17 protein-coding genes are annotated in these 14,482 nt (G+C 31.1%); all 17 read left to right on the forward strand.

Annotated features, from left to right (window positions below; genetic code table 11):
• Nucleotides 1–164: 164 nt before the first annotated feature.
• The 17 genes from FF125_RS19870 to FF125_RS19945 all read left to right on the forward strand — a co-directional run bounded on the left by FF125_RS19870 (nt 165) and on the right by FF125_RS19945 (nt 14,351).
• Nucleotides 165–812 (forward strand): hypothetical protein, encoded by a 648-nt coding sequence (locus tag FF125_RS19870; RefSeq protein WP_138951714.1) that lies wholly within the window; start codon nt 165–167, stop codon nt 810–812.
• Between the two features lie 127 nt (nt 813–939).
• On the forward strand, nt 940–1,269 hold the full coding sequence (locus tag FF125_RS19875; protein ID WP_138951715.1) for an ArsR/SmtB family transcription factor: 330 nt from the start codon (nt 940–942) through the stop codon (nt 1,267–1,269).
• A gap of 27 nt (nt 1,270–1,296) precedes the next feature.
• The gene (locus FF125_RS19880; protein WP_138951717.1) at nt 1,297–2,181 is read left to right on the forward strand and encodes an arsenite methyltransferase; all 885 of its coding nucleotides are present in this window, start codon (nt 1,297–1,299) and stop codon (nt 2,179–2,181) included.
• 43 nt (nt 2,182–2,224) lie between these two features.
• Nucleotides 2,225–2,692 carry a DUF6428 family protein gene (locus FF125_RS19885; protein WP_138951719.1) on the forward strand — a complete coding sequence of 156 codons (468 nt, stop codon included), beginning with the start codon at nt 2,225–2,227 and terminating at the stop codon, nt 2,690–2,692.
• A gap of 7 nt (nt 2,693–2,699) precedes the next feature.
• Entirely contained in the window at nt 2,700–3,188 is a 489-nt protein-coding gene (locus tag FF125_RS19890) for a GNAT family N-acetyltransferase (protein WP_138951720.1), read from the forward strand.
• A gap of 12 nt (nt 3,189–3,200) precedes the next feature.
• Nucleotides 3,201–3,812, forward strand: coding sequence for an arsenate-mycothiol transferase ArsC (locus FF125_RS19895; RefSeq protein WP_138951722.1), 612 nt, complete (start codon nt 3,201–3,203; stop codon nt 3,810–3,812).
• Nucleotide 3,813: 1 nt separating this feature from the next.
• Nucleotides 3,814–4,863 (forward strand): ACR3 family arsenite efflux transporter, encoded by a 1,050-nt coding sequence (gene arsB, locus FF125_RS19900; RefSeq protein WP_138951724.1) that lies wholly within the window; start codon nt 3,814–3,816, stop codon nt 4,861–4,863.
• A 214-nt stretch (nt 4,864–5,077) separates the two neighbouring features.
• On the forward strand, nt 5,078–5,836 hold the full coding sequence (locus FF125_RS19905) for a membrane or secreted protein (protein WP_175418972.1): 759 nt from the start codon (nt 5,078–5,080) through the stop codon (nt 5,834–5,836).
• 333 nt (nt 5,837–6,169) lie between these two features.
• Entirely contained in the window at nt 6,170–6,514 is a 345-nt protein-coding gene (locus FF125_RS19910; protein ID WP_138951726.1) for a hypothetical protein, read from the forward strand.
• A 262-nt stretch (nt 6,515–6,776) separates the two neighbouring features.
• The gene (locus FF125_RS22000) at nt 6,777–6,929 is read left to right on the forward strand and encodes a hypothetical protein (RefSeq protein WP_175418973.1); all 153 of its coding nucleotides are present in this window, start codon (nt 6,777–6,779) and stop codon (nt 6,927–6,929) included.
• Nucleotides 6,930–7,253: 324 nt separating this feature from the next.
• Nucleotides 7,254–7,874: a hypothetical protein gene (locus FF125_RS19915; RefSeq protein WP_138951728.1), complete on the forward strand. Its 621-nt coding sequence runs from the start codon at nt 7,254–7,256 to the stop codon at nt 7,872–7,874.
• 174 nt (nt 7,875–8,048) lie between these two features.
• A complete protein-coding gene (locus FF125_RS19920) occupies nt 8,049–9,656 on the forward strand; it encodes a hypothetical protein (RefSeq protein ID WP_138951729.1) in 1,608 nt (535 codons plus the stop codon).
• 286 nt (nt 9,657–9,942) lie between these two features.
• Nucleotides 9,943–10,782: a hypothetical protein gene (locus FF125_RS19925; RefSeq protein ID WP_138951731.1), complete on the forward strand. Its 840-nt coding sequence runs from the start codon at nt 9,943–9,945 to the stop codon at nt 10,780–10,782.
• A gap of 762 nt (nt 10,783–11,544) precedes the next feature.
• Complete coding sequence (locus FF125_RS19930; RefSeq protein ID WP_138951733.1) at nt 11,545–12,783, forward strand: T9SS type A sorting domain-containing protein; 1,239 nt, start codon at nt 11,545–11,547, stop codon at nt 12,781–12,783.
• A 79-nt stretch (nt 12,784–12,862) separates the two neighbouring features.
• Nucleotides 12,863–13,360, forward strand: a complete 498-nt coding sequence (locus tag FF125_RS19935) for a hypothetical protein (protein ID WP_138951735.1) — start codon at nt 12,863–12,865, stop codon at nt 13,358–13,360.
• Nucleotides 13,361–13,405: 45 nt separating this feature from the next.
• Nucleotides 13,406–13,726, forward strand: coding sequence for a hypothetical protein (locus FF125_RS19940; RefSeq protein ID WP_138951736.1), 321 nt, complete (start codon nt 13,406–13,408; stop codon nt 13,724–13,726).
• 91 nt (nt 13,727–13,817) lie between these two features.
• Complete coding sequence (locus FF125_RS19945; protein ID WP_138951738.1) at nt 13,818–14,351, forward strand: hypothetical protein; 534 nt, start codon at nt 13,818–13,820, stop codon at nt 14,349–14,351.
• Nucleotides 14,352–14,482 lie beyond the last annotated feature (131 nt).

Here is a 14,482-nt window from a genome sequence, read left to right on the forward strand (position 1 = left end):
GAATTACATTAAAGATAAGCATAATCTTTCAAATTTACATTTTAGAACCCTCAAAAAAGTAAACCTTTGAATCTTAAAATATTGACCTTAAAATTAATTGTATACTATACAATAAAATCTTTCGTTTGTGCGTTAAATATATATAATCGCTAAACATTTATTTATTGCATAAAATTACTTCAATAATAAGTATTAAACTCGTTAATTTCACATTGCTGATACTTCTCATAACAGCAACTCAGATTGGTTATGCACAAGCTGAAAAGAAAATTGGAGACATTAACGCACTCAAAGAACCCAGTATTGAAGAATATGAGCAACTTGTTTTTGAAGCTACCCAATACCTTCTCAGCAACCCAGTTAACGAGAAATCAGCCAAATTTGTAAGCTCCTCAAAAATTGTTTGTTTTTGGATGAATCAAGATACCGGTTATGGCATTCCGCTAGGAGGAAATTTCTATTATAAACTGAGAAACACAGACAACCAGCAGTATTTTTATGCAGTAAGTATTGTAAACTACCTCTTAGATCAAAAAATTAATCACAATCGTATTTTACCATGTATTGCAATTGAAGGAGAAACTTATAAGCATCAAGAAGATGTAAAAGAAGTACGTCTTAAAGCCGCCGAAATATTTTTAGGCTTCGCTAAGAAACCTAAAAATAAAATAAAATTAACAATTCGGTCTAAAAAGTATCTTAAATTCTATAGAAAAGGGACACTGAACGAAAAGTTTCAAGAAGAACTGGACGAATTACCTACCAAAAAAGACGTTGCCTCTCCGTTTATTACCTCAGTGCGTCCAAACTAATTCTAGTTACTAGAATCACAAATTCAATTCGTACTCAAAACCTAATCCATAAAAAATATTTACTGAAAAATAATTGCTGTTTTAATTATTAATCGTAATATTGCAATGAACAAATTAAACAACTAAAATGGGAGTATCTAAAACCGAAATGTTTACAGATTCACAAAATGAAATTGCCTTATTTGCCAAAGCCTTTGGCCATCCGGCAAGGGTTGCTATTTTACAATACCTTTTTAAATTAAACGCATGTGTTTGTGGTGATTTGGTAAGCGAAATCGGATTGGCTCAACCTACTATATCTCAACATTTAAAAGAGTTGAAGCATTTAGGTTTAATAAAAGGAAACGTAGAAGGAACTAGTGTTTGTTATTGTATTGATACCAACAACTGGACTAAAATGAAAAAATTGATGTCTGAATTTTTAGATCAAGATATTACAAAAGAAAATTGTTGTTAATATGAGATTATTATAAAATTTTAAAAAATGAAAAACGAACAAGAATTAAAAAACATTGTTAAAGATCGTTATTCAAAAATAGCCGAACAAGGCAAAGCTGAAAACGCTGCATCATGTTGTGGTGCCACTACACCATCAAACAAAGTATACAATATTATGATGGATGACTATTCTGAAACCGATGGCTATAATGAAGATGCTGATTTAGGTTTAGGATGTGGATTACCAACACAATTCGCAAAAATTAATGCCGGAGATACCGTAATCGATTTAGGTTCTGGTGCCGGTAATGATTGTTTTGTAGCTCGACATGAAACAGGTGCCGAAGGAAAGGTAATTGGTATTGATTTTACACCAATTATGATTGATAAAGCGAGAATAAATGCAGAAAAGCTCGGATACAACAATGTTGAATTTAGAATGGGTGATATTGACGATATGCCCGTAAGTAATAACATAGCTGATGTTGTTGTTAGCAATTGCGTATTAAATCTTGTGCCTAATAAAGAAAAAGTGATTGCAGAAATGTACAGAGTGCTAAAACCAAATGGTCATTTTAGTGTTTCTGATATTGTTTTAGTGGGTAATTTACCTGAAGCCTTAAAAGAAGATGCCGAAATGTATGCAGGTTGTGTTGCTGGTGCCATTCAAAAATCAGACTACCTGCAATTAATAGAAGCACAAGGATTTCAAAATGTACAAATCCAAAAAGAAAAACCCATCGTTATTCCAGATGATATCTTAAGTAAATATCTATCTGAAGAAGAGGTAAAAACATTTAACCAAAAAGCAGTAGGCATTTTTAGCATTACGGTTTATGGAGAAAAGCCTGGATCAAAAGAAGAAAAACCAAAATTAAAATTCTCTGAAATTGAAGGTGAATCTTGTTCTCCAAACAGCGGTTGCTGTTAATTTTAAAACTTGATTTAATAAAACACAAACACACACTAAAAATATGAAACTCTCAGAAATTAAAAACAAATTAAATCAATTAGATAACATTGCGTTTCAATTGCCAAACGGCGAATTGGTTCCAACTAATTTTCACGTTACAGAAGTTGGTAAAATCACAAAGAATTTTATCGATTGTGGTGGCACAGTACGGAAAGAAGAAGTAGCCAACTTTCAACTTTGGGACGCCAATGATTATGACCATCGTTTACATCCAGAAAAATTAGTAAAAATTATTGAGCTTTCTGAAAAGGTCTTAGCAATTGGCGATTTAGACATCGAAGTAGAATATCAAGGAGAAACCATTCAAAAATTTGGGCTCGATTTTGACGGACAAAATTTCTTACTCACTACAAAACAAACAGATTGTTTAGCAAAGGATAAATGTGATATACCTGAAGGAAAACTCAACGTAAAATTATCAGATCTAAATAGCGAAACTACTTGTACTCCTGGAGGAAATTGTTGTTAATACCATTATGAAATTTGAACATATTAACGAAGATAATTTCAACCTTGTTTTAAATATTTACAAAGCAGGCATAGCCTCAGGAAAAGCAACTTTTGAAACGGAAATGCCCAACTTCATAAAATGGGACAATGCACATCTTGCTGTTGGTCGTATTGCTCTTTTTGATAACAATATCATGTTAGGTTGTGGTGCTTTATCAAAAGTTTCAAATCGCAGTGTTTATAAAGGTGTAGCAGAAAACAGTGTGTATGTTTCTCCATCGCATCAAGGCGTGGGTGTAGGTTCAAAAATTTTGAAAAAACTCATAGAAATCAGTGAAATCAATGGTATTTGGACATTACAATGTGGTATTATGCCTGAAAATAGTGCAAGCATCCATTTACACAAAAAGTGCGGATTTCGAGAAATTGGCTATCGCGAAAAAATCGGCCAACGTAATGGGGTTTGGAAAGACAACATTATAATGGAAAGAAGAAGTAAAAAAATAGGAATCTAATAACCAAAACTTATGAATAAATTAGTATCAGAAATTATAGAAAATTTAGACCCATCAAGTATCAATGGGCAACGTAAACATATATTACAACCACTTATCGACTTTATTCAAATGAAAGTAGCTAACAGTGAAGAAATACGGTTGAATTTTATTTGTACACACAACTCACGAAGAAGTCATTTATCGCAAGTTTGGGCTCAAACAATGGCCTTTCATTTTGGTATTAAAAATGTGTTTTGTTATTCTGGCGGCACGGAAGCTACAGCATTGTTTCCTATGGCAGCAACAACCTTACAAAACTCGGGTTTTGAAATACAGAAAATTTCTAAAAATGACAATCCTGTGTACAGTATCAAGTATGCAAAAAATGAGCATCCTATAATTGGATTTTCAAAAAAGTTCGATGATGCTTTTAATCCTAAATCTGACTTTGCAGCGATTATGACTTGTTCGCAAGCAGATGCTGGTTGCCCGTTTATTGCAGGGGCAGAAAAACGAATTCCCATTACTTTCGACGATCCAAAAGCATTTGACAACACACCTCAGCAAGCAGAAAAGTATAACGAACGTAGTTTGCAAATAGCTACTGAATTACACTATGTATTTTCACAAATAAACTTCTAAAATGGCAGCTCCCAAAAAATTAAGTTTTCTAGACAGTTATCTTACACTATGGATTTTCATAGCCATGGCTCTAGGTGTTGGTATTGGTTATTTTGTGCCTTCATTTTCGGGCATTATCAATTCTTTTAATAGCGGTTCCACAAACATTCCCATTGCAATCGGATTAATCGTAATGATGTATCCTCCTTTGGCTAAGGTTAATTATGCTCTGTTACCAAAGGTATTCAGAAATACAAAGATTTTATCCATTTCATTAGTATTAAACTGGATAATTGGTCCGGTATTAATGTTCTTTTTAGCCATCACATTTTTGCATGACTATCCTGAATATATGGTAGGGTTAATTTTAATAGGATTGGCTCGTTGTATTGCCATGGTTTTGGTTTGGAATGATCTTGCTGAAGGTAGTGCTGAATATGGTGCTGGTTTGGTCGCTTTAAACAGTATTTTTCAAGTTTTCGCTTACAGTTTTTACGCATGGCTCTTTATAACCATTTTACCTCCTTATTTCGGATTTGAAGGTGCTATTGTAGATATTTCCGTAGCAACCATTGCAGAAAGCGTAGCCATTTATTTAGGCATTCCGTTTTTGTTAGGTATTTTAAGTCGACTGATTTTGGTAAAATTAAAAGGTGAAGATTGGTATACCAACAAGTTTATACCGGCCATTTCGCCCTTAACATTGATTGCTCTTTTATTTACCATTATAATCATGTTTTCTTTAAAAGGAGAAATGATTGTAGAAATACCAATGGACGTATTACTTATTGCAATACCGTTATTAATCTATTTTACAGTCATGTTTATTATTGGCTTTTTCTTTACCAAAGCAACGGGTGCAGACTATGATAAAACCGCAGCAGTAGCTTTTACTGCAGCAGGTAATAATTTTGAATTGGCTATTGTGGTTGCCATCGCTGTTTTTGGGCTCAACTCTGGACAAGCATTTACAGGTGTTATTGGGCCTTTGGTAGAAGTACCCGCTTTAATTTTATTGGTGCGAGTTTCCTTTTGGTTACGTAAAAAGTATTTTAAAAAACCAATGGCATAGGCATTAGAAAAATAGTGTCTACATTATAATAAATTACATAAAAGAGACTTCACTTGGTGGAGTCTTTTTTGCATTACACTTTCTAAATCCACATGAATTTAATTCGAAAACGGATGTGAAAGGATTTAAATGGCTTTTATTTACTAAATTTAACGCTTTAACAGCTAATGTATAGACAATTAGCACATTATAATTTAAACACTAAAACAATAATATGAAATCTCTAAATATAACTACAAACAATACTTCTAAATTAAAGCGTCTTCAACTTAGTATAGCACTGCTGCTCTGTACTTTTTTATCATTTACAAGCAACGCCCAAAATATTATTGGAGCATGGGAAAGTATTTCTACTGCAAAAGCGGATGACCAAATGAAGATTGTTGTTATTTATACTGAGGGATATAAAGTATTAACGGCTTACAATTCAAAAACCGGAAAGTTTATTGGTACCACTGGAGGCAGCTGGAAATTAAATGGTGATACGTTAACGGAAAAAATAGAGTTTGACTCCGGTCTTTCAGAGCGAGTAGGCCTCGAAACCAATAATAAAGTAACCATAACTGATTCTACCATTACAACTGCAAATAGTCCTTTGAAATTGAAAAGAATTGATAGCGGAAAACCTGGTAAATTGCAAGGGGCATGGCTCATGTCTGGTCGTGTTAAGGATGGTGAAACACAACAAAGAGACACCAGCAAACCTCGAAAAACAATGAAAATACTCTCAGGCACTCGTTTTCAATGGATAGCTTACAATACAGAAACCAAACAATTTATGGGTACCGGTGGCGGAACCTACACTACTAAAGATGGTAAATACACCGAAAATATTGAATTCTTTTCGAAAGATGATACCCGAGTGGGCCACAGTTTACAGTTTGATTATGAATTAAAAGAAGGCAATTGGCATCATTCCGGTTTATCAAGCAAAGGAGCACCTATTTACGAAATTTGGAGTGTACGAAAGTAATTTGGTTCTAATAACCTAATAGAATTCAACGTGAGTTCTAGTGTTCTTTGTGTAATAATATGAAACAAAACATGTATCGAAAACCAGTTTAATTAACACTAAAAGCCACTTAATTTATGTTGTTTTAATTAAAATAAAAAAATATATTTGCCGTGGATCGCTAAGCAAAAATTCAATTTTCTCACAACACCCCAGAAGATTAAAAATTGTTTATCCACCAACAAATCTAAAAGTAAAAACTTAAAAATTAATTATAAAAAAAGAACAAGACACAGCCGCTAGACCCATTAAAAAACTCAACTAACTAATCAACTCACAAAGATTTTATTATTTATGGAAATAAAATTTTCAATAGAACCAGAATTTCTTGAAGTCCAACTAAACGGAAGTTTTACGCAAGACGCTTTTGTTGACTTTTTAAGACTGTTAGGAAAAAAAGATTCTGAAAACATTTATATTGATGCTTCTAAATTACAGAATACCAATCTTACGTATCAAGAACGGTTTGATATTGTAAATGTTTCCTTAGCAAATCTTAACTTCGCTGCCAAAATTGCCATTGTATGGCCCAAACGAGATATCAATCATTTTATTATCGATAATATGCAACGTCATGGGCATGCTATTCAAATTTTTAGTGAAATAAACAAAGCGAAATCGTGGTTGCTAAAAAAGTAATTTTAACATGCTCTTTTGTTAAAATAAAACGAGACTAAAACCCACGTATTTGAACTCTAATTATTGGTTTTTAATTCCTTTTTTCATAACTTAGCTTACTTAAGTCATTCACACTAAGCAAAAAAACAATTTTCTCTCTTCAACTCAGAAGCTATAAAAATTCGATTTGTTTAGCTACAATTAATAGAAACAACCCTCAAGGCACTTCGAGATTAGTTATATGAATGTTAACTACAAACTATAAAAACGTTATCGAAAACAAATGGAAATCAGAAAAGTAAGTATTAACGATATTGATAAGTTAAAAGAAATAGGTAATCGAACTTTTATAGAGACGTATGCTTCCGTAAATTGTGAAGAAAATATGGCCGAATATTTGGAAAACCCCTTTTCTACCCAATATCTTAAGACGTAACTGAATAAAAAACAGCTACCAATAAAAACAATATTCTAAGATGCTAATTATCTGTACTTAACAACACATGCACAGCTTTTTATTAAACGCATTTAAAATTTGAATAGTCTAAATAAAAACACGCTACAACAACTCCTATCAACTTTATTTATTTTGCTTCTAAGTAAGATAAGCATTACATTTGTTACAGTTCGCTAAACAAAACCCTTATTTTGCCCCTTCAGCCCCGAAGTTTTAAAATTTCATTTTGTTATAGTTAGCCTACAAGATATAATCCATATCTAAATGTAATAAACACGTATTATTTCAACCTAAATTGACCCTATGAAAATTACAAAAATCATTTTTCTAATTGTTGCCATTGTATCTTTTTCTAGCTGTGCTTCACGCTATAAATTAATTGAGCCAAAAACTATTAATTATGTTTCTGCACGCTCAAATGATGGCGTAAAACTAGAGTACAAATATGATTTGTTAAGAAAAAAATATAAAAAGAAAGAAGAAAAAAAGGGTATTAAACTTGTGGCTATTAAAGTAACCAATAACACCGAAAGAGATTTAATGTTTGGCAGAGATATTACATTGCATTTTCTAAATAACACCCAAATTTTCATTTTAGAAAATGATGAAGTATATAAAACATTAAAGCAAAGTCCTGCTTCCTATTTATGGTATTTACTTTTAACACCAGTAAACTTTTATACTTATGAGACGAACGGTTATGGCGTTCAAGAAACTACAAATTCAGTACCAATTGGTTTAGTATTAGGTCCAGGATTAGCCGGTGGAAATATGATAGCCTCAAGTTCTGCAAATAAAAAATTCAAAACTGAATTGTTAGATTATAACATTTACGGAACAACCATTAAAAAAGGAGAAACTAAGTATGGTTTAATTGGTATAAAAACAGATGCATTCGATGCTTTAAAATTAAAATTGGAGTAAAACAACTATAGGCGTAAAAGGAGAATGTAAAACCAAATCTTCTCTCTTTACACAAAAGCTTTAAAGTATAAATTTGTTTACCTATTAAATGATCTAACCGTAAAGATTAATAACCCACCCGACACGCTTTGGTTAAGTGCAGTTAAAATTAATTGAATTAAGAATATATTAATTATGAAAATTAGATTATTGTTTATTTACTTATTATTATTGACCTCGGTGTCATGTAACAATTCAGAAGACATCATTAAAGACGATCCTGTAATAGATGATCCTATTGTAGATGATAAAAATCCAGAATTAACAATAACTGGTTTTTCTGAAATTATTGAAACAGATACTAAAATATCAATTACTATTGTGGACGATTCTGCTGTTGAAACCAAACTTCTCCTTAATAATGAAGAACTTGCAACTAGCACAGCAAAACAATTTGATTTAGATATAAACCCATATGGTTTACCTATTGGACAAACTAATTTTATTATAGTATCAAAAGATGCCATGGGTAATGAGAAGTCTGAGACATTTTCTGTTGAAATTAAACATCTCTTAATAGAATATGAATACAGCTTACAAGAATTAAGTGATAAGACACATTGGTTGTTTTTCAATAATTTAGATGGAACCGAAATTAAAAGCATCTTGATTAAAACGGGTGCCCAAAAAGTTTATACCGATAAAATTATACTTGAAGATAAAATATACACTTCAAAAGCCGCTTATAGATCAATGGCCCCAAGAGATATAAAATACCTCGAAATATCCACATTTAAAACAAATTTAGGTGGAAAAAGAATAGCGTCAATTGAGTCAACACCACAAGAATATAAACATTCCTTAAAATTAAAAATTAATGATGTTCCATATAAAAGTTCACCATCATATTTTGTTGGCGGACATGGCTATGTCGCCAATTCATATTCGGGTAATGAATCTTATACCAACATCACTATTAAACACAATGCTGACCGACCCATTTATGTTAGAAATTCCTTTTTAGATTTGGAACCAAATTTAATTGGTAAAAAGGAAAACTATCATTACCTAAGTATATCACCTGACGTTGGAAATACAAGTATGGAAGTTGAATTAGACCAATTCTTACCAGCTGAAGAAAATATTAGAATTGATTTTCCCCAGCATGATCCAGGTTCTATATTTTTTCATAGAAATGGATTTAAAAACGAGGAAAACTATATGAAGTTTGAAGGGCACAATATATATGATGTAAATGAACCCGTTGAGACAAGTCTTGATTTTATTGATATGCCTATTATTTCTGGACTAAACTTATACCAAACAAGTTTTGGGTATAAAAAAAATGATATCACTTATACTTCACTGGCCAAAGATGGATTGCTAAATATTGAAATGCCAAATTGGACTGCTGATGTTTATGGTTCTAATTCAACCATTCAATTAAATGCTAATAATAGTGATGTAGATTATTATATATTATCACTAAGCAGAATTTTAGATGTTGTTAATGGAAATGAATACTCAAGCAAAGCTTTCTTTTGGAACTATAATATTCCTGAAGAAGAAGATAACAAAACCACAATTGTTCCCCGTTTATCGCTACCAAATTTAATAAATGAATCAATAGATATACCATTCTTTAATTCAACATCTGAATTAAAGATGACAGAAGGCGTTACAGCCATAGACTATACCAAATTCAACTCCTATGATGAAACTTTAGAATGGATATTCTTTAATATCAATATCCCTAATATTAATGATAAAGACTATCGTTTAATAACATTTCCTAAACCTTAGCATTTCTAAAGTATAACAATATAGTTTCCATTCATTTCAGAATCAACTCAAAATTGAAGAAAATAAATACTATAAGAATTATTGGATTAATAATATTAGGTATAGGATACATAGTTCATTTCACTTTAGAAAATGATGCGACCGATTTTATTCCTGGTCTTTTAGCCGGTATCGGAATTGGATTTATTATATCTGGATAATTAGTTAAACGCGTAAAATAATTGAATATCAAATTTTAATAAGTATGCCAAATTTGAATAGTAAACACTTGATAATACAAAAAAATATGATAAAAAGCATATACTTTTTATTGTTAATTTTATTAAATACGATAACCTTCTCTTGCTCTTCAGAAGACAATTCTGAATCAGAGGAAATTGAACTTACCCAAAATAAATTGGTCAAAATTGAAAAAGTTAATGATACTTTTAAAGCTAATTATACATACAATTCAGAAAATAGATTAAAGAACTGGACAGGTACTCAACCTAATTTTAGCTATGAAATTGAATTGGTTTATGATGCAAACAAAAAAATTATAGAAAACCATTATCAAGAAACTGGTTCTAGAACTTACACAAGCGATACCTATTTCAAATATAATAATGACAATAATTTAATTAGTTATGACGATGTTAATTTGACTTATAATGGTCATGTAATTACAGCTACAGGTACCATTGAAGGACACCAAAATGCAACAATTGAACTAGAAACAAATAATGTTGGATTAATCACAAAATTAACTGAAAACGATAACTACACCGTATTCGATTATAATTTAGACGGAAATTTAACTATTGCTAAAAATTACAATAATAATGATATACTTTTATCTACCTATACTATAGAATATGATCAAAATATAAATCCATTTTATGGACAAATGAAATCGATATATGTAGAGCGTTTTATTGAATTCTTTTATCCATTTGAAGGAATTTACATTGGCGGATTCGAAGGTTATAGCTTTCCTTTCCAAAAAAACAATATAATTTCAATTTCAGAAAACTCAACAGAATTTGTAAGCTATAATTACACGTACGATACCGAAAATTATCCACTAAATGTAAATGAAAATTATTCTACTGACATATATGAATTTAACATAGCATATTATGATTAAAAATAGTTGCAAACAAAATTTAGAGTTTCGCTTTAAAATTTCCATTTGATTTAGAAAGTCACAATTTATAGAAATAACTCTAATGTGATAAAATCTAAGTTCTTAAATAAACCTAAATAAAGAAAATTAATAAATAATTTAATCAATCTCGCTTAACGGGAAATCAGTATAATAATTTAGTCTTGGTCATTAATAGTAAAAAAAGAATAATACCTAATAGTACACGCTTTATTCATGCAGTTTAAAAAACACACACATGAAGAAAACTTTGTTAACTCTTTTTTTACTCGGGCTTACTCTTGTCGCTAAATCTTTAAACAACAGCGTAGAACAATCAACTTAAGGAATCCAAACTGGATTTTTGGGTATTTGGTTTCAATACGAATTTAAATTATCAGATCAATTAGCATTAAGAAGTGAAATGGGCATGCCATTCAAATTTTTAGTGAAATAAACAAAGCGAAATCGTGGTTGCTAAAAAAATAATTTATTACTGTTAGTAAAGTTAATTAACCAATCTAAATCCATAACATTTACAAGCTTATTATTTGTTTGCAATTCCTTTTTTTATAACTTAGCTTACTTAAGTTGTTAACGCTAAACAAACCCCAATTGTATCCCTTAAAACAAGAAGCTTTAAATTTTCGATTTGTTTACCTATTAAATGACCTAACCGTAAAGATAAATACCCCTTGCGACACCTCGGGAGTGGTGAACCATATGAATAGCAAAAATTAAAATCAACAATCCAAACTCAAGAATATGAAGAAAAATTACCTTCTAGTTTTTATTATTTTACCAATGTTTGCCTTTTCTCAGTTTGATGTAAATACTGTGGAAGTGACAACAAATGATTTAGTTTACGATAGCAATACCGATCGAATTTATGTATCTATTCCAAGTTCAAATGGTGCTAATGGCAATAGTATAGGTGTTATAAATCCCAATAATAACACCTTAGAGAATACTGTTTTTATTGGAAGCGAGCCCACTGCATTGGCAATTTCTGATGATGGAAAATATATTTATAGCGGATTTAGCGGTTCATCAACGGTTAGAAGATTTGAAATTTCTACTCAAACATCAGGACTTCAATTTAGTTTAGGCTCTGATTCTTCAAATGGTTCTTTTTATGCTGAAGATATTGAGGTAATGCCTGGGCAATCAAATACCATTGCTGTTTCAAGAAAAAATATTGGGTTTACACCAAGACATGAAGGGGTAGCAATTTATGACAATGGGGTTATCAGACCCACAACTACACCAGCCCATACAGGAAGTAATAAAATTGAATTTAGTGCTCAAAATTCTCTAATTGGATATAATAATGAATCCACAGAATTTGGAATAAGAAGAATGTCAATAAATAGTTCGGGAGTTAGTGTTTTAGGTGTATCACCAAATGTATTATCTGGAGCTGACGAAGATTTTAGTTATTTCAATGGCAAAATATATGCAACTGATGGCACCGTTGTAGATGCAACAGGTTCATTATTTGTAGCGGGAACTTTTTCAAATGTTAATGGCCCTTCAGTATATGATACGAATGCAGACCTAGTTTGTTATGCAAGTTTTGATTTTTCTGGAAATATAGTATTCCAAAGATTTAATCCAACTACTTTTTTACTGGCAGATAATTTACCAATTTCAGAAGCTTTTGGTGATGTAAATAACATTATTACATGCGGAACAGGTTGCTATGCCTTTAACAGTTCTGACAATAAAGTAGTAATTATTAAAGATGCAACTTTAGGATTAACCCAATTCGATTCTAAAAATCAATTAAGCATTCATCCAAACCCAACCGTTGACTATATCAGTGTAACGAATGGTGAAAATATTGAGAAAATCCTAGTTTACGATTTAAGAGGTAAAATAGTAGCCAATTTTAATAATAAAGCGGACCATCTATATTTAGGAAATTTAGCTTCAGGTACTTATTTTGTTAAAATTCAAGACAAAAATAATAGAACAATAAATAGAAAATTATTAAAGAAATAACCCCTCTCGACACTTCGAGAATAGTTAAACGTATGTTGGTTGTAATTGAAACAAAAATTATAATTTAATTTTTAATATAATGAAGAAATTAATACTAGGACTAATTGTAGCTGGACTATTAATAAGCTGTAATAAATCAAAAAAAATATTTGATTTAAAACAATTTTGCAAATACACGATAGCGTGTTATAAGAATGATAACATATCAGAAGCACGAGCATTGAGAATAAAAAAAGAGGAATTAATGAGTGCGATAACCGCAATGACTATGCCTGAAACCAATAAAAAGCAAGAATTAGAAGCTACAGAAAATCGAGCAAAGAATGGCTATTTTGATAAAACAAGATTAGAAAAAGCCTATTCAGAATTTAGAACAGTACAAGACAAAGATTTTTGGGAAAACTGTACAATTGAAGAATATAAGTATCTTCAAACTGAAGATTTTTTTGGTTTTGAAATGGCGGAACCCATCGTTGTTTTAAAATATGGAGATAAAACCAAAAACTTTAAAATAGGTGAATTAATAAAAACTCATAAAGGGTGGAAAATACTTGGAGCTGGACCCAGTTGGAAATAAAATAACTTCGTAAAACAATGTAACACCAACTTCAATTTGGAAGAATTGAATGACCAAATAAAAATTGTGGAGGCCGAAATACTAGAATGTCGAAATAAACTTAACCGAAAGAAAAAACGCATTCCACTCCTAATTTTTATCGGAATTGCACTCTCTTTTATTTTTCCGTATTTACCTGGTAGACGTGGAAGAAGACCAATGATGGAATCTTGGAAATATCATTATGCGGTACTCTTTTGTGCGGTAATTATTGCAATTGTTCTTGCCATTAGTTATTCAATGGATAAAACTAAATTAGAGAAAAATTTACGTGCATTGAAACTGAGAAAATATCTTATTGAACAAAAAAGACAAACAAAAAATTGAGCTAATACCCTCCCCACACTTCATACATATGTTGGCAACAATTGACGCAACTAAATGAAGTTTCTAACATCTTTTTGTATAAATAACACATATGAAAAACAGAAATTACCTTATCACTTTCCTATTAATAAGTGGACTACTATTTTCTTGCTCATCTGATGATGACTTTAACTATCAAAATGATTTTGAAAGCAGCCAAAAATCTTGGTTGAGTTTTAAAGAATCTTCAAACAATTCGTATACCTATGTGGTATCTGGCGGTTCTGTATTTACCAGTTATGGATGGGAGACTACTATAACAGTTTCAAATGGAAAAGTAATTGAACGGGAGTTTAGATACACCACTGGTGCAGAAAATTTTATTCCTGTAGACCAATTGGAATGGATCGAAAACGAAAATGAAATTGGCAGTTCAGAACACGAACATACAAGTGCTTTTTCTGCATTAACCTTAGATGAAATATATAACCTAGCAGAACAAGAATGGTTAATTAAAAGAAAAGGGGCTACCTCATACTTTGCATCAGAGAATAATGGGTTAATCTCATCTTGCGGCTATACTAAAAAAGAATGTTTAGACGATTGCTTTGTTGGAGTTACAATTAAAACCATAACAGCTTTGTAAAATTTGCCTAATTATTAAATTAATAAAAACCGTTGTCCAAAATCGATGTAATTTATTATTGGCTTGTATGCCTTTTTTATAACTTAGCTTACATCAATTAGTAACGCTAGGCAAATGCCCAATTTTCTCCC

The sequence above is a fragment of the Aureibaculum algae genome (assembly GCF_006065315.1).
Lineage (GTDB): Bacteria > Bacteroidota > Bacteroidia > Flavobacteriales > Flavobacteriaceae > Aureibaculum > Aureibaculum algae.